Here is a 16,358-nt window from a genome sequence, read left to right as displayed (position 1 = left end):
TGGCGCGGTTCTAATGGACCCGGGCACCCCCACCCCACTCCCCTCAGGAGGCCGCCCCGATGGCATCCAGCCCCAAGCGCCCCAAGCAGCCGCAGCCGAGCACCCATGTGCGGGTGGCGGTGGTCGGCTCCGGCTTCGGCGGTCTGGGCGCCGGCGTCCGACTGCGCCGGGCCGGGATCACCGACTTCGTGATCCTGGAGCGCGCCGACTCGGTCGGCGGCACCTGGCGCGACAACAGCTACCCCGGCTGTGCCTGCGACGTCCCCTCGCACCTGTACTCCTTCTCCTTCGCCCCGAACCCGGAGTGGCCGCGCAGCTTCTCCCGGCAGCCGGACATCCGCGCCTACCTGGAGCGGGTCGCCGACACCTTCGGCCTCCGCCCGCACCTGCGGTTCAACACCGAGGTCACCGAGCTGCGCTGGGACCAGCAGGCGGCCCACTGGCGGGTCACCACCACGGCGGGCAGCTGGACGGCCGACGCGGTGGTCTCGGCGGCCGGCCCGCTCGCCGACCCGCAGATCCCGGACATCCCCGGGCTGGCCGACTTCCCCGGCAAGGTGTTCCACTCCTCGCGCTGGGACCACGACTTCGACCTCACCGGCAAGCGCGTCGCGATGGTCGGCACCGGCGCCTCGGCGGCCCAGATCGTCCCGTCGATCCAGCCGCAGGTCGCGAAGCTGACGGTCTTCCAGCGCACCCCGGCCTGGGTCCTGCCCCGCGCGGACCGGGAGATCTCCGCCGCCGAGAAGTGGCTGCACGCCGCGATCCCGGCCACCGGCAAGCTGCGCCGCGCCACCCTGTTCGCGCTGCGCGAGCTCCAGGTGGATGCCTTCGTCCGCCGCCCCGGTGCGCTGAAGCTGGTCCAGCGGCTCGCCGTCCGTAACCTCGAACAGGCCGTCGCTGACCCGCAGTTGCGGGCCAAGCTGACCCCGGACTACCGGATAGGCTGCAAGCGGATCCTGCTCAGCAACGCCTACTACCCGGCGCTCGCGGCGCCCAACGCCGAGGTGGTCGCGGCCGGCCTCGCCGAGGTGCGCGGCTCCACCCTGGTCGACGCCGACGGCGGCGAGCACGAGGCGGACGCGATCGTCTTCGGCACCGGCTTCCACGTCACCGACATGCCCATCGGCGAGCGGGTGTTCGGCATCGACGGGCGCAGCCTGGCGCAGGAGTGGAAGGGCGGCATGGAGGCGCTGCGCGGCTCGACCGTGCACGGCTTCCCCAACCTGTTCTTCGTGATCGGGCCCAACACCGGGCTCGGCAACAACTCGATGATCCTGATGATCGAGTCCCAACTGAACTACCTGGTCGACGCGTTGACGACGCTCTCGGCGATCGGCGCGACGGCGATCCAGCCCACGGCCCGGGCCCAGCGGCGCTGGAACCTCGAACTCCAGCACCGGATGTCCCGGACGGTCTGGACGACCGGCGGCTGCAAGAGCTGGTACCTGGAGGCGGACGGCAAGAACACCGTGCTCTGGCCCGGCTCCACCACCAGCTTCCGCCGGGCCACCCGCCGGGTCGACCTGGCCGAATACGAGATCATCAAGCGTCCCGTTCCCGTCGCCACCGTCTCCCAGGAGGTCCCAGCGTGAAGTTCGTCAGCGATCCGGCCCCGGACTGCGTGCTCCCCGCGCCCGAGCGGGAGTACCGGATCCGCTCGGCCGACGGCCACCAGGTGCACGCCGAGGCGTTCGGACCCGAGGGCGCGCCGCTCGTGGTGCTGGCCCACGGCTGGACCTGCTCGATCGCCTTCTGGGCTCCGGTGATCCGCCAACTCGCCGGTGATTACCGGGTGGTGGCGTACGACCAGCGCGGCCACGGCCGCAGCGGCACCCCGGCGACCCCGGCCGGCTACTCCACCGCCAAGCTCGCCGACGACCTGGAGGCGGTGCTCGCGGAGGTCGTGCCGGCGGGGGAGCGGGCGGTGCTCGCCGGGCACAGCATGGGCGGGATGACCGTGATGGCCGCCGCCGACCGCACCGGGGTCGCCGACCGGACCGCCGCCGCCGTGCTGATCAGCACCGGAGCGGGCGACCTGGTCGCCGAACTCAAGGTGCTCACCGTCGCGGTGCCCGGCACCAAGCTGGCCCTGCACCGGATGCTGCTGTCCTCCCGGCTGCCGCTCGGGCGGCCGAACGGCCTCACCGCCGCCGCGCTGAAGTACGCCACGATGGGGCTGGACACCCCCGCCGACCGGGTCGCGGCCGTCGTCCGGGTGGTGCACGCCTGCCCGACCAGGGTCAGGTACCGCTGGTCCCAGGTGCTCGCCACACTGGACGAGTACCACCAGCTGCCCAGGCTCGCCGCGCCGACCTCGGTGATCGTCGGTACCCGCGACCGGCTCACCCCGCCTGTGCACGCGCAGCGGATCGCGGCGGCGCTGCCCGACCCGCAGGGGCTGCTCCAGTTGGCGGGCGTCGGGCACATGGCGCCGGTCGAGCGGCCGGCCGAGGTGGCCGCCGAGATCCGCCGGCTCGCGAAGATCGGCGCCGTCGCCGACGCGGGCGTGACCGAAGGGAGCGTGGCCGAATGAGCACCACCCCGGCACTGTCCGCCCAGGTCGTCGTCGTCACCGGGGCCGCCCGCGGGGTCGGCGCGCTGACGGCCCGCAGGCTCGCCCAGCGCGGCGCCAAGGTGGCCCTGGTCGGCCTGGAGCCCGAGGAGTTGAAGGCGGTCGCGGCACAGTGCGGGGCCGGCGCCTCGTACTGGGAGGTGGACGTCACCGACGTCGACGCGCTCACGGCCACCGCCCGGGCGATCCAGGACCGGTACGGCCGGATCGACACCGTCGTCGCCAACGCCGGGATCGCGATCGGCGGCCCGCTGCTGGACAGCGACCACCGGGCATTCAGCCGGGTGATCGAGGTCAACCTGCTGGGCAGCGTGGCGACCGCGCGGGCCTTCCTGCCCGCGCTGGTGGAGAGCGGCGGTTACCTGCTGCAGATCGCCTCGCTGGCCGCGATGACCCCCGCGCCGCTGATGGCGGCGTACTGCGCGAGCAAGGCGGGCGTCGAGTCCTTCGCCCACGCGTTGCGCGCCGAGGTCGCCCACCAGGGCGTCAAGGTCGGTGTCGGCTACCTGAGTTGGACCGACACCGACATGGTGCGGGGGGCCGACCAGGACGTCGTCCTGCGGCAGCTGCGGGCCAGGCTGCCCTGGCCGGCCAACAAGACCTACCCGCTCGCCCCGGCCGTCGACCGCCTGGTCGCCGGGATCGCCCGCCGCTCGCCGCACGTCTACGCCCAGGCCTGGCTGCGCGGCCTCCAGCCCGTCCGCTGGGCCCTGCCGGGCCTGATCGCGGCCGTGGGATCCCGCGATGTGGCCCGCCTGGCACCCGAGTTGAGGGCCACCGCCACCACCCGCCTGCGCCCGGTGGGCGCGGGCGGCGAGGCCGACTCGGCTGCCCGGGGCGCGGTGGAGTAGCCACGGTCCCACCGGTGGGCCCGGGGTTCCTTTTTCAGGGGGCGGGAGGCATCCCCCTTCGCGCGGTTCCTCGCGCCCCCTGCACTGGCTGCTCCTGTGCGTACAGGGCTCCGCGCCGGGGGCCACTCCCGGTGACGGGGCCTCAGGGGCTACGGTCGGGGGCATGACCACTGCCCTCATCACCGGCGCCACCGCCGGCATCGGTGCCGCGTTCGCCCGTCGTCTCGCCAAGGACGGGCGGGATCTCGTCCTGGTGGCCCGGGACGCCGAGCGGCTCGCCGCCTCGGCCGCCGAACTCGGCAAGACGTACGGCGTCCAGGTGGAGACCCTGTCCGCCGACCTGGCCACCGACGCCGGGATCACCGCCGTCGAGGACCGGCTGCGCGACGGCTCGCGTCCGGTCGACATCCTGATCAACAACGCCGGGTTCGGGAACCGGGGGGCGTTCCTGACGGTGCCGCTCGACCAGGAGCTGGACATGCTCAAGGTGCACGTCGAGGCGATCCTGCGGACCACCACCGCCGCGCTGCCGGGCATGCGCGAGCGCGGCTTCGGCGGCATCGTCAACGTCGCCTCGGTCGCGGCCTTCCTGCCGCGCGGCACGTACGGGGCGACCAAGGCGTGGGTGGTCAGCTTCACCCAGGGCATCGCCCGCGACCTCGGCGGCAGCGGGGTCCGGCTGCTCGCGCTCTGCCCGGGCTTCACCCGGACCGAGTTCCACGAGCGGGCGGGCATGGGCACCTCGAACATCCCGGCCTGGAGCTGGCTCTCCGCCGAGCGCGTGGTCGACGAGGCGCTGCGTGACCTGGCCCGCGGCCGTTCGCTCTCCGTCCCGGGCAAGCGGTACAAGGCGATCGTCGCGCTCGGCCGGGTGCTGCCCTCGGGCAAGCTCGGCGGGGTCTCCTCCAAGGCGGCCCGGACCTACCGCACCGACTGAGCGCAGCAGGCGGGCGGGAGAAGGTTAGGAGAGGGACGAGGAGGAGCCGGGCGGGCGACCTGACGGGAATAGGACGTACCTCATTATTAGCTTGGCTAACTATGAGCTACTCTCTATATGCTGGCAGCCTGCCCGCATCCGCCCGATCAGGAGGTCGCCCTTGAGGCCCGAAGGCACAACCTGGACCCCGTCCCCGCGTACGGACGACGGACCACCCCCACCCGCCCAGCTGCGCCGCATCCTGGCCCTGTTCCGCCCGTACTCCGGCCGCCTCGGCGTGGTCGGGCTGCTGGTCGGCGCCTCGGCGGTGGTCTCGGTGGTCACGCCGTTCCTGCTGCGCGCCGTACTCGACACCGCCATCCCGCAGGGCCGCACGGGGCTGCTCAGCCTGCTCGCGCTCGGCATGATCGCGGCGGCGGTGGTCAACAGCATCTTCAACGTGCTGCAGACCCTGATCTCGACCACCGTCGGCCAGCGCGTCATGCACGACCTGCGCACCGCCGTCTACACCCACCTGCAGCGGATGTCGCTGGCGTTCTTCACCCGGACCCGCACCGGCGAGGTGCAGTCCCGGATCGCCAACGACATCGGCGGCATGCAGTCCACCGTCACCTCCACCGCGACCTCGCTGGTCTCCAACCTCACCAGCGTGGTCGCCACGGTCGTCGCGATGGTCGCGCTGGACTGGCGGCTCACCGTCGTCTCGCTGCTGCTGCTCCCGCTGTTCGTCTGGATCAGCCGCCGGGTCGGCAGCGAGCGCAAGAAGATCACCACCGAACGGCAGAAGCAGCTCGCCCTGATGAGCACCGCCGTCCAGGAGTCGCTGTCGGTCAGCGGCATCCTGCTCGGCCGCACGATGGGCCGCTCCGACTCGCTCTCGCACGAGTTCACCCGGCAGTCCGACGAGCTCGCCGACCTGCAGATCCGCTCCAGCATGGCCGGGCGCTGGCGGATGTCGACCATCGGGATCGTGATGGCGGCGATGCCCGCCGCGATCTACTGGGCCGCCGGGCTCGCCTCCGCCGGCGGTGCGCCGATCGTCTCGATCGGCACCCTGGTCGCCTTCGTCTCGCTCCAGCAGGGGCTGTTCCGGCCGACCGTCAGCCTGCTCTCGACCGGCGTGGACGTGCAGACCTCGCTGGCGCTGTTCCAGCGGATCTTCGAGTACCTCGACCTGCCGATCGAGATCGCCGAGCCCGCCGCCCCCGTCAGCGTCCGCCGGGCGGACATCCGGGGCGACGTCGTCTTCGAGAACGTCGGCTTCAGCTACGGCCCGGACCAGGACGCCCCGACCCTCGCCGGTGTCGACCTCAGGGTCCCGGCGGGCAGCTCGCTCGCGGTGGTCGGCGAGACCGGCTCGGGCAAGACCACGCTGAGCTACCTCGTCCCCCGGCTCTACGACGTGACCTCCGGCCGGGTCACCATCGACGGCACGGACGTCCGCGAGCTCTCGTTCGCCACCCTGTCCGACGCCACCGGCGTGGTCTCCCAGGAGACGTACCTGTTCCACGCCTCGATCGCCGACAACCTGCGCTTCGCCAAGCCGGACGCCACCGACGCCGAGCTGGTCGCCGCCGCCGAGGCCGCCCAGATCCACCAGATGATCGCCGGGCTGCCGGACGGCTACGACACCGTGGTCGGCGAACGCGGCTACCGGTTCTCCGGCGGCGAGAAGCAGCGGCTGGCGATCGCCCGGACCGTCCTGCGCAACCCGCCGGTGCTGATCCTCGACGAGGCCACCAGCGCGCTCGACAACCAGACCGAACGCGCCGTCCAGCAGGCCATCGACGCGCTGGCCGAGGGCCGCACCACCATCACCATCGCGCACCGGCTCTCCACCGTGCGGCACGCCGACCAGATCGCCGTACTCGACGCCGGCCGGGTCGCCGAGCTCGGGACGCACGAGGAGCTGCTCGCCCTCGACGGCCGCTACGCCGCGCTGCTGCGGCGCGAGCAGCCGGTACGGCGCCCGGCCGCCGCGGCCGTCCGGGCCTGACGGCGCTCAGGCCGGCGGTCCGTGCCCGGGGGCGGCTCGGGCCCGACGGCGGTTCAGGCCGCCAACGGGCGCTCGTTGTAGACCTCGGCGCACTCCTGGCCGGAGAGCTTCTGGATCGACCGCATGACCTCGTCCGTCACCTGACGGCGGGCCTGGGCGGAGCGGGCCCGGCCGTGCAGCTCGGAGAAGTCCAGCGGCTCGCCGAAACGGACCGTCACCTTGCGCAGGCGCGGGATCCGCTTGCCGACCGGCAGGATCTCGGCGGGGCCCTCCAGGGCCACCGGCACCACGGGCACCCCGGCGGTCAGCGCCAGCCAGGCGACCCCGGTCTTGCCCCGGTACAGCCGCCCGTCCAGTGAGCGGGTGCCCTCGGGATAGATGCCGAACGCCTTGCCGTCGCGCAGGATCTCCAGTGCCGACTCCAGCGAGGCCTGGGCCGAGCGGTAGGTGCCGCGCTCGACCGGCACGGCGTTGATCGCGCCGAAGAACGCCCGGGAGAGCGCGCCCTTGACCCCGGTGCCGGTGAAGTACTCGGCCTTGGCCAGGAAGAACACCTGGCGCGGCGCGGTCAGCGGGATCACCACGCTGTCGATGAACGACAGGTGGTTGCTGGCCAGGATCACCCCGCCGCTGCGCGGGACGTTCTCCAGACCTTCGATGACGGGCCGGTAGACCGCTCTCGCCAGCGGCTTGAGCACGAGCTTCGTGATGAGGTTGATCATGGACCCTCCCTGGCCGGCTGACGCCCCGGACTCACAACGGGGCCGAGGTCAGACCGCAGAGTACGACATTCTCCTAGCGGCTCGTCCACCGCGACGGCTGGGCGCGGACTGCGGCGCTCGTCACGCGACGCGCACGGCCGGATGCGGAACCGGTCGGCCGGGGTGCGGCGGTGACGCTTCGTCGGTAGGCGAACCGTGCCCAATCGGTACACAACCGGCAGTGGACCGGCGTGCAGCCGGCCCGCAAGCGGGCGCGGCCGGTCCCGGGGGCGGGAGGGCCGGAGGCCGGCGGGGGTGAGCGTTGTCACGATCGTGCGCCACCCCGGGCACGGCTCGGCGAGTGGCCGAGAGCGGGTGCCCTGGGACGGCTGTGACGGGTGGGGTTCTGGGGCGTGCGCGGACGGCGGCGCGCCCCCGGAGCCCGGCTCCGCGCCGGGGAGGCCCGCCGGGCAGTGCCCCCTGGGCAGTGCCCCCCGGGGGGTGTTCGCACCCGCCCGGGGGAGGCCCGGCTCCGGCGGGCCTGCCGCCGGAGCCGCTCAGGCCTCGGCCGGCGAGGCCGCGCGCGGAGAGGCCGCAGGCGGCGGCACGGCCGCGCCGCCGTGGACGGGGAAGATCTGCCGGACGACGCGCTCGGCCGCTCCGCCGTCGTCCCAGGGGCAGAACCGCTCGCGGAAGGCCGCGCGGGCGGCCGCCGCCGGGTCCTCGGCGAGCAGCGCCTCGGCCAGCTGGTCCAGGTCGGTGGCGACCGCACCCGGAGGCGAGGCCATCAGGTCGAAGTAGACGCCGCGCGCGCGGCGGTACTCGGTCCAGTCCGGGGCGAAGATCACCACCGGGCGGTCCAGGACGGCGTAGTCGAACATCATCGAGGAGTAGTCCGTGACCAGCACGTCGGCCGCGAGGTAGAGGTCCTCGACCGCCGGGTGGTCGGAGACGTCCACGATCGCGGCGGCGCCCTCGCCGGCCGTCAGGTCGCCGGCCCCGCCGGTGTGGAAGTAGTGGGTGCGGACCAGCAGGGTGTATCCGGAGCCGAGCCGCTCCGCCAGGTCGCGGACGTCCAGCAGCGGCACGTACCCGCCCCGGCCCTCGCGGTGGGTGGGCGCGAACAGCACGGTCCGCTGACCGGCCGCCAGCCCGAGCCGCTCGCGGACGGCGGCCGACTCGGCGGCGCCGGCCAGGGCCAGCCGGTCGTTGCGCGGGTAGCCGGTCTCCAGCAGCTGGTACCGGCCGGGGAAGGCCCGGCTGAAGTGCTCGCTGGTGTGCGGGTTCGGCGAGACCAGGTAGTCCCAGCGCCCGACGGCCTCGCGCAGGCGGTCGAAGTCCATGCCGTCGGCGGCGGCCGGGCGGTCCTTCAGGTCCATGCCCATGCTCTTCAGCGGCGTGCCGTGCTGGGTCTGCAGGTGCACCGTGCCCGGGCGCTTGGCCATGGTGTGCGGGAAGTTGACGTTGTTGACGAAGTACTTGGCGGTCGCCATCGCCCGCAGGTAGCCGGGGGTGTTGACGATCACGTACGGCACCCCGTCGGGCAGCTTGGCGGCGTGCGCGGCGGTCTCCGCCACCCAGACCCCGCGCACCTCGGGCGCGAGTTCGCGGGCCTTCTCGTAGATCGCCGCCGGGTTGCAGGCGTAGCCCCGGTGCCAGTAGGCCGCGTAGACGGCCAGGTGCTCGTCCAGCGGCAGCTGCCGGAAGGCGTTGTACGCGGTGAACCGGGCCCCGCTGCGGACGCCGCGCCGCACGGCGGGGGCGACGGCCCTGGCCCGCCGCCGCAGGGTGCGCGGGAGGCGGCCGGTGCGGCGCAGCTCGTCGTACGCGCGCCGGGAGCCCATCGAGGCCAGCCGGTACTGGACGCCGCGCAGGCCGGCCGGGAAGGAGTAGCCGGCCGGGCGGTGCCGGGCGAAGTGGGCGGAGATCTGCGCGAAGAACTCCCGGCGCAGCTCGGCCGGGACCAGCCCGGGGGTGTCGTAGACCGTCAGCGCCTGCTTGACGGTGCGGTCGAAGACCAGGCGCTGGTTGGTCAGGCCGCGGCGGCTCAGGAAGGCGAAGATCGCGTCGTACTGGGCGAAGACGTCCGCGTGCTTGGGCGAGGCGGTGCTGGTGATCGCGCCCGGGCGGCCGCGCCGGTAGTTGTAGCAGGAGCGGTCGAGGTAGCGCAGCCGGCCGGCGGCCAGCAGGGCCGGGTAGGTGACCGAGATGTCCTCGTAGAAACCGCGCCCGAAGGAGACCTCCAGGCCCTCCAGGAACTCGCGCCGGAAGATCTTGTTCCAGACCGCCATCACGGTCTGCAGCAGCGCCGGGTGCTCGGCCGCGGTGCAGCCCTCGACCAGGGGTGAGCCGGTCAGCAGGTGGCGCCACGGGTTCGGCTCGCTGCTGCCGTCGGGGTAGCTGTGGTCGAAGTCGGTGAGCAGGACGTCGGCGGGGACGGGCCCGGCCTCCTCGCGGCGCAGCTCGGCCGTCACGGCGGCCAGTGTGCCGTCGGGGAGCCAGTCGTCGCTGTCGACGAACCAGACGTACCTGCCGCGGGCCTCGGCCAGCCCGGCGGTCCGGGCGCCGCCCAGGCCCTGGTTCCGGCGCAGGTGCAGGACCCGCAGCCCGGGGTTGCGGGCGGCGTACTCGTCCAGGATGGCGCCGCAGCCGTCCGGGGAGAGGTCGTCCACCGCGATGATCTCGACCTCGTCCGGGGAGCCGGGGGTGTCGGGCGGTGCGGCGGGAAGGCCTGGACCGGGCGTGCTGCCGAGTCCGAGCGAATCGAGGCAGCGCGGCAGGAAGCGCTCCACCCCGTGGACTGGCAGCACAATGCTGAGGAGGGGACTCACGCTTGTTTACTCCGCGGAGGGGCTGGGCTTCGGCAGGTTGCCCGATGGGACCACTCTACCGACCTCGGATGAGAGGCCCGGCCGGTGGCGGGTGCTGCCGGAGCGCCCACGGGCCCGACGGCGGCTCTGCGGGACCGGTGTGACGGGCGGGGCGGGTGGGATCCTCGGGACGGGATCCATGGGATTCATGGGATTCGCGGGATCTGCGGGCCTCGGAGGGCCGGCGGAGTTCCGGAAGTAGCGGAGAATGTGACCGCCGGTGCCGCGCCGTGCGAGCGGCGGCACCGGCAGTCTGGTCGGCGGCCCGGCCGACCCTCAGCGGCCGGCCACCAGTCCGTCCACCAGCGGAGAGCCGGGTCGTCGCGACATCGGGACGACCGGACAGTGACTCGCTTCTGGTGTCGGAAGTTCTGTTCATCTGTCGAAAGCACTGGACCGGGAAGCTTGCCGGATCGCCCCGGAGTTCCCGTCGTTAGAGATATTGCTTGTAGGTTACGACGGCGTCAATCCCCCAGATGTGTTCAATTCCTGAATCATCAGGTCAAGAGTGAGTTCCGGCCCAGGGCGCTGGGACGGTACTGCGGCCCCCTCGGCCTACCCGGACCGGCCGGCTGCCGAGGCCGTCCGCCGGGGCCGTCCGGCAGGGCCGTCCGCCGGGTCGGTGGTGCGCCCGGCGCGTACGGTCTGACCTGTGCGCCTCTGCGGATGCCGCACCATTTTCGGGCTTCCGGGTTTCACCACTGTTCCGACACCGTCGATGCGCAGTCGTGACCGAGGCCACGGGCTCCTGGTGAAGCGTCAGTTCGCTTCGCACGATACGGTGGCGGAACACCAGGACGGTTGCGCGAAGGCCGTCTCTCACGGATAGTCTTCGCCTCACGGCCCTGGCGCCTCGTAGGGGTGGGAAAAACAGATGGAACACATGCAAGTGCGGAGTCGGCCTCGGGTGCCGGCGATCCAGTGCGGTGTCGGCGCGACCGGCCGTCGGATCGACCGTCACCTCGCGGTGCTCGGCGCACCGGCCCTCTCGGTGGGTGACACCGTTGAGGCACTGGGTCTGATAAGGGAGCTGACGCCGCGTGGCGTCAGCACCCCGGCTGCCCCGCGCCGCATGGCGCGGGTGTCGCTGCTGGCGCCCCTGCGGCGGCTGCGGCGGAGCCTGTTCGGCGGGCGTGGCTGAGGTCTCCGACCAAGGCCCGCTCCACCGACCCGATGGACCACCAGGTCCATCGGGCCAGTGGCATGTCCGGAGCCGGGAGCGGTACGGCACCCGGGCGGCCCCGGTCTCGCGGTACGGATGTCGCACGCGCCGCACGTCGGCCCTGGGTCAGGATGGCACCATGGCGGACACCTTTCACTCCATCACCTTCGACCTCACCACCGGTACCGGAGAGGTCGCCCTCGACATCACCGACCGCTGCGCCGCGTTCCTCGACAACGCGGCCACCGGCCGGGACGGGCTGCTCAACGTCTTCGTCCCGCATGCCACGGCCGGCATCGCCGTGATCGAGACCGGCGCCGGCAGTGACGACGACCTGCTCGCCACCCTGCGCGAGCTGCTCCCGGCCGACGGTAGGTGGCGGCACCGGCACGGCACCCCCGGCCACGGCCGCGACCACGTGCTCCCCGGGCTGGTCGCCCCGCACGCCACCCTGCCGGTGATCGGCGGCAAGCTGGCCCTGGGCATCTGGCAGTCGGTGGTCCTGATCGACACCAACGGGGACAACCCGCGACGGACGGTCCGGCTCTCCTTCCTCGGCTGACGGTGCTGACGGTGCTGACGGTGCTGACGGTGCTGACGGTGCCGACGGTGCTTGCGGGCGCGCGGGGACCGGGGTAGGAAGGCCGCATGACGGACAACGACAGCGGCCGGTCCTGCGAGGTGCCTCCGGCGGTGGACACGGCCGCCGCGCTGCGGCCCGCGGCCGACGGGCCACGGGCCGACTGCGTCCGGTGCGGCGAGCCCACCGAACTCCCCGCCGACCACCCCGACGCCACCACCCTCTGCCCCCTCTGCGCGTGGCAGCAGGGGCAGCGCGGGGCCTGCTCGGGCTGAGGGCCGGTACGCACCGGGGCGGACCGTACGCACCCGGGTAACCGGATCAGGGGCGCGGGGAACTGCGCGAGCAACCGTGCACCTTCGTGGGTGCCTGGTCGCGCAGTTCCCCGCGCCCCTGGGGGTTGTCCGGCTGGGGCGTGAGATCCCCCCATGCCACTGGGAGGGGGACCAGCCCTGAACGGTCCGGTGTGCCTCAGGTGTTCTCCTGGTCGGCGAGGCGGAGGGTGGAGCCGTGGCGGGTCTTCCTGACCAGGAGTTGGGCCGGGATGCGGGAACGCAGGTGGGGGACGTGGCTGACGATGCCGACCGCGCGGTCGCGCTCCCGTAGGCCGTCCAGTACGTCCATCACCTCTTCCAGGGTCTGTTCGTCCAGGCTGCCGAAGCCCTCGTCGATGAAGAGGGTGTCCAGCGGCATCCCGCCCGCCTCGTCGGTGACGACGTCGGCCAGGCCGAGGGCCAGCGCCAGGGAGGCGAAGAAGCTCTCCCCGCCCGAGAGCGTCGCGGTGTCGCGTTCGCTGCCCGTCCAGGCGTCGACCACCCGCAGGGCCAGCCCGGACCGCCGGTTCCCGGATGCGCGGCCGTCGCTGTGGACGAGGGTGTAGCGGCCGCCGGACATCCGGACCAGCCGGGCGCTGGCCGCCGCCGCGACCTGCTCCAGCCGGGCCGCCAGGACGTACGACTCCAGCCGCATCCGCAGCACGTTCTCGCCCGAGGTGCCGGAGGCGAGCCCGGCGAGCCGGCTGATCCGCTCGTACCGGTCCAGGTCGGGGGCCAGCCGGGTGGCCAGCCCGGTCAGCTCGCCGCCGATCCGGGCGAGTGCCTCGCAGCGCTCCCGGGCCGTGCGCTCCTCGGCGGCAGCCGTCCGCAGCCGGGCCGTGGCGGCCTGCAGCTCCGCCTGCACCAGCGGCAGGTCGACGGCCGGGCACGCGGCGGCGGCGACCAGCTCGGGCTCCGCGAGCCGTGCCTCGGCGGTGTCCCGGGCCGCCCGCAGGCCGTCCAGCCGGGCCTTGAGGACCGCGAGCTCGGGGCCGGGCAGCAGCGCCGCCCGCGCCGCCTCCGGGTCGGTGAACCCCGCCGCCTGCGCGGCCTGCCGCAGCTCCCGCTCGGCCTCGGCCAGCCGGGCCGCCGTCTCCGCGCGGGCCCGGGCGGCGCCCGCGGCGGCGGCCAGCGCCTCGGCGAGTGCACCCAGTGCCGCGGCCCGGGCGGCCACCGACGGAGCGTCACCCCGGGCGGCGGCGAGCCGCAGGCCCAGCTCGGCCCGTTCGGCCGCCAGGGTCTGCACCTTCGCGGCCAGCGCGGCGGCGTCCTGCCCGGCGCGGCGGAGCTGGGCCTGCTGGTCGGCCTGGTCGGCCGTCAGCCGGGCGAGCTGCCGGGTCGTCCGGCCGAGGCCGTCGGCCGCCCGCAGGGCCTCCTGCCGGTCCTGTTCGACGGTGTCGAACGCCGCGCGCAGCTCCGCCGCGTCCTGGGTGCCGGCGGCGCCGGCCGCCGAGGCCTCGTCCACCCGGAGCGCCGTCAGGGCCGACTCGGCGGCGGCCACCGCCTGCTCGGCGCGCAGTTGGACGGCGCCCGCCCGCTCCTCGTCCTCGGCCCGCACCTGCGCCCCGCTGGGCCGGGCGGGGGCGGGATGGACGGCCGAGCCGCAGACCCGGCACGGTTCGCCGTCGGAGAGCTGCCCGGCCAGCTCGGCGGCCATCCCGGCGAGCCGCCGCTCGCGCAGCTCCTGGCCGTGCTCGCGGGCGTCCAGCGCCCGGCCGCGCAGGGCCAGCAATCCGGCCTCGGCCTGGGTGATCCGGCCGCGCAGCCCGTCCCGGCGGGCGGCGGCGTCGAGCCGGGCGGCCAGCTCGGCCCGGCGGGTGTCCAACCGCTCGACCTGGGCCTCGGCCGCCCGGGCCTCGGTCTGCTCGTCCTGGAGGGTCTTCAGCCGGGCGTCGAACCCGGTCAGCCACTCCTGCGCCTCCTCGGCGAGCTCCTCGGCCCGGCCGCGTTCGCGGCCGAGCTGCTCCTGCTCGCGGCCGAGCGCGTCGTGGCGCCGCTCGTCGGCGCCGGCCGCCGCCAGCCGCCCGAGCTGCTCCCGCAGCAGGCGCTCGGCCGCGGCCAACCCGTCGGCGTCGGCCGCCGCCTCGGGGCCGGCCGCGGCCCGGGCCGCGAGCTCGGCCCGCTCGGCGTCCCGGTGCGCGAGGGTCGCGCCGTCCCGCAGGCGCAGCAGGGGCTCCACCCCGAGCGCGGCCTGCGCCGCGGCCAGCCGCTGCCGGTCCTCGGCGAGGCCGGCCGAGGCGTCGGCCAGCCGGGCGGCCTCCAGGACGGCCGCCCGGTGCCGGCGCTGACGGTCGGCCAGCTCCCCGGCCCGCTCCTGGCGGTGCTGGGCCGCCTGCTGGGCGGTGTCCGCACCGGCCAGCGCCTGGTGCGCCACCGCCAGTTGTTCGGCGGCGCCGCCACGCAGGATCGCCGCCCAGGCCAGCAGCCCGTCGGCGTGCCGGCCGGCCGGCCCGTCCTCCTCCGGCACCCAGCCGTCGGCCGGCTCCGCCGCCGGGCCCGCGACCTCGTGCGCCCGGTTGGCCAGGTCGCGCAGCTTGAGCCGCCCGGCCTGGACCTTCGCCTCGTGTCCGCGCCGCTGCTCGCCGAGCCAGCGTTCGACCTGCTCGAAGCGGCCGGTGTCGAACAGCTGGCGCAGCAGCGCGGCCCGGTCGCCCGCGTCGGCGCGCAGGAAGCGGGCGAAGTCGCCCTGCGGGAGCAGCACCACCTGGCAGAACTGGTCCCGGCTCATCCCGATCAGGCGGCGCAGCTCCTCGCCCGCCTCCTGGTGGGACTTGCTGACGGCCTGCCAGCCGGAGCCGCCGTCGGGCAGTTCGGCGCACCACTCGCGCAGCAGGGTCTGCGGCTTCTCCACCGTCATGCCGGTGCCCCGCCGCTTGGGGCGGAGCTGCTCGGGGCTGCGGGTGATCTCCAGCCGCCGCCCGCCGAGGGTGACCTCCAGCCGCACCTCGGTGAGCCGCAGCGAGTCGGCGTGGTCGCTGCGCAGCGGGTTGCCCTTGCGGGCGCCCGGCACCTCGCCGTAGAGGGCGAAGCAGACCGCGTCCAGCACGCTGCTCTTGCCCGCGCCGGTGGCGCCGCGCAGCAGGAACAGGCCGGCCGAGGCGAGCCGGTCGAAGTCGACCCGCTCCGTCCCGGCGAACGGCCCGAAGGCGGTGACCGTCAGTTGGTGCAGCCTCATCGCGCCGTCTCCTCCCGGGACCGGTCCTCGCTCTGCCGGACGCTCTCGAACGCCTCCCGCAGCCAGCTCCGCTCCGACTCGTCCACCGTGCTGCCGGGCCGTACGTGCCGGACGAAGCCCTCGGCGACCTCCAGGTCGGGACGGCCGCTGACCCGGGCCGCGTACGAGGGGTGCGGCTCGTCCGGCGTGTGTTCGGGGTCGAAGAGCAGCTGGAGGGTGTGCGGGAAGCGCTTGCGCAGCTCCTCCATCGGGTTGGCCGGGCGGGCGGCGTCGGTCAGGGTGACCTGGACCCAGGACTCCTCGTGTCCGGCGTGCTCCGGGTCGGCGAGCAGGTCGGCGAGGCGTCCGCGCAGCCGGGCCAGCGGGCGGGGCGCCGGGCAGTCGACCCGCTCGGCGGTGACCGAGCCGTCCCCGGCCAGGTCGACCAGCCACACGGTCTTGCGCTGGTGCACCTCGGAGAAGGAGTACGCGAGCGGTGAGCCGCTGTAGCGCAGGTGCGGGGCGAGCGTCTGGCTGCCGTGCAGGTGGCCGAGGGCGGCGTAGTGCACGCCGTCGAAGACGCTCGCGGAGACGGCGGCGACGCCGCCGACCGTGATGTCCCGCTCGCTGTCGCTTGGCTCGCCGCCGGTCACGAAGGCGTGCGCCAGCACCACCGCCCGCGTCCCGGCCGGGCGGGCGGCGAGGTCGGCCCGGACCAGGTCCATCGCGGCGCCGAGCACCTGCTCGTGGCCGCCGCGCTCCAGCCCGAACCGCTCCCGGGTCAGCGCGGGCTCCAGGTAGGGCAGGCCGTACACCGCGACCGGGCCGTGCCCGTCCGCGAGCAGGACGGGCTCGGCGCAGCCGTCCGGATCCGTCCGCAGGTGGATGCCGGCCCGGCCGATCAGCCCGGCCCCGACCCCGAGCCGGCGGGCCGAGTCGTGGTTGCCGCTGATGAACACCGTCGGCACCCCGAGAGCGCCGAGCCGGTGCAGCACGTCGTCGAAGAGCGCCACGGCGTCCAGCCCGGGCAGCGCGCGGTCGTAGACGTCGCCCGCGACCAGCACGGCGTCCACGCCCTGCTCCCGGACGACCGCCACCAGGTGGTCGAGGAAGGCGCGCTGGGCCTCGTGCAGGCTCTCCCGGTGGAAGGAGCGCCCGAGGTGCCAGTCGGAGGTATGCAGGAGTCGCATGGTCCCCGACCCTAGCGGCCGCCGCCGA

At 74.4% G+C, this 16,358-nt stretch carries 12 protein-coding genes; 8 read left to right on the top strand and 4 right to left on the bottom strand.

Going from position 1 to position 16,358, the window contains the following annotated elements:
* The first annotated feature begins 59 nt into the window (after positions 1–59).
* The 5 genes from ABD330_RS06395 (at position 60) to ABD330_RS06375 (ending at position 6,359) form a co-directional block, all read left to right on the top strand.
* Entirely contained in the window at positions 60–1,595 is a 1,536-nt protein-coding gene (locus ABD330_RS06395) for a flavin-containing monooxygenase (protein ID WP_344461677.1), read from the top strand.
* On the top strand, positions 1,592–2,536 hold the full coding sequence (locus ABD330_RS06390; RefSeq protein ID WP_344461675.1) for an alpha/beta fold hydrolase: 945 nt from the start codon (positions 1,592–1,594) through the stop codon (positions 2,534–2,536). The genes ABD330_RS06395 and ABD330_RS06390 overlap by 4 nt, the downstream gene beginning before the upstream one ends.
* Positions 2,533–3,426, top strand: coding sequence for an SDR family oxidoreductase (locus ABD330_RS06385; protein ID WP_344461673.1), 894 nt, complete (start codon positions 2,533–2,535; stop codon positions 3,424–3,426). Before ABD330_RS06390 ends, ABD330_RS06385 begins: the two co-directional genes overlap by 4 nt.
* A gap of 163 nt (positions 3,427–3,589) precedes the next feature.
* Positions 3,590–4,363 carry an SDR family NAD(P)-dependent oxidoreductase gene (locus tag ABD330_RS06380; RefSeq protein ID WP_344461671.1) on the top strand — a complete coding sequence of 258 codons (774 nt, stop codon included), beginning with the start codon at positions 3,590–3,592 and terminating at the stop codon, positions 4,361–4,363.
* A gap of 160 nt (positions 4,364–4,523) precedes the next feature.
* Positions 4,524–6,359 carry an ABC transporter ATP-binding protein gene (locus ABD330_RS06375; RefSeq protein WP_344461669.1) on the top strand — a complete coding sequence of 612 codons (1,836 nt, stop codon included), beginning with the start codon at positions 4,524–4,526 and terminating at the stop codon, positions 6,357–6,359.
* Between the two features lie 53 nt (positions 6,360–6,412).
* Here the strand turns inward: ABD330_RS06375 and ABD330_RS06370 are convergent, their stop codons facing one another.
* Positions 6,413–7,081 carry a lysophospholipid acyltransferase family protein gene (locus ABD330_RS06370; protein ID WP_344461667.1) on the bottom strand — a complete coding sequence of 223 codons (669 nt, stop codon included), beginning with the start codon at positions 7,079–7,081 and terminating at the stop codon, positions 6,413–6,415.
* A 536-nt stretch (positions 7,082–7,617) separates the two neighbouring features.
* Positions 7,618–9,891 carry a bifunctional glycosyltransferase/CDP-glycerol:glycerophosphate glycerophosphotransferase gene (locus tag ABD330_RS06365; protein WP_344461665.1) on the bottom strand — a complete coding sequence of 758 codons (2,274 nt, stop codon included), beginning with the start codon at positions 9,889–9,891 and terminating at the stop codon, positions 7,618–7,620.
* Between the two features lie 913 nt (positions 9,892–10,804).
* On the opposite strand from ABD330_RS06365, the gene ABD330_RS06360 reads away from it, so the two are divergent.
* The 3 genes from ABD330_RS06360 to ABD330_RS06350 all read left to right on the top strand — a co-directional run bounded on the left by ABD330_RS06360 (position 10,805) and on the right by ABD330_RS06350 (position 11,947).
* Complete coding sequence (locus ABD330_RS06360; RefSeq protein WP_344461663.1) at positions 10,805–11,071, top strand: hypothetical protein; 267 nt, start codon at positions 10,805–10,807, stop codon at positions 11,069–11,071.
* 160 nt (positions 11,072–11,231) lie between these two features.
* Positions 11,232–11,654 carry a YjbQ family protein gene (locus ABD330_RS06355; RefSeq protein WP_344461661.1) on the top strand — a complete coding sequence of 141 codons (423 nt, stop codon included), beginning with the start codon at positions 11,232–11,234 and terminating at the stop codon, positions 11,652–11,654.
* An 86-nt stretch (positions 11,655–11,740) separates the two neighbouring features.
* Positions 11,741–11,947, top strand: coding sequence for a hypothetical protein (locus ABD330_RS06350; RefSeq protein ID WP_344461659.1), 207 nt, complete (start codon positions 11,741–11,743; stop codon positions 11,945–11,947).
* A gap of 196 nt (positions 11,948–12,143) precedes the next feature.
* Here ABD330_RS06350 and ABD330_RS06345 read toward each other — a convergent pair whose 3' ends face one another.
* Positions 12,144–15,161 (bottom strand): AAA family ATPase, encoded by a 3,018-nt coding sequence (locus ABD330_RS06345; protein ID WP_344461657.1) that lies wholly within the window; start codon positions 15,159–15,161, stop codon positions 12,144–12,146.
* The gene (locus tag ABD330_RS06340) at positions 15,158–16,330 is read right to left on the bottom strand and encodes an exonuclease SbcCD subunit D (RefSeq protein ID WP_344461655.1); all 1,173 of its coding nucleotides are present in this window, start codon (positions 16,328–16,330) and stop codon (positions 15,158–15,160) included. Before ABD330_RS06340 ends, ABD330_RS06345 begins: the two co-directional genes overlap by 4 nt.
* Positions 16,331–16,358: the final 28 nt, after the last annotated feature.

Origin of the sequence: Kitasatospora kazusensis (assembly GCF_039529945.1) — a bacterium.
In the GTDB taxonomy this organism is placed as follows: Bacteria; Actinomycetota; Actinomycetes; order Streptomycetales; family Streptomycetaceae; genus Kitasatospora; species Kitasatospora kazusensis.
Note: the sequence above shows the minus strand (reverse complement) of the source record. Positions and strands in the feature narration are given on the sequence as shown.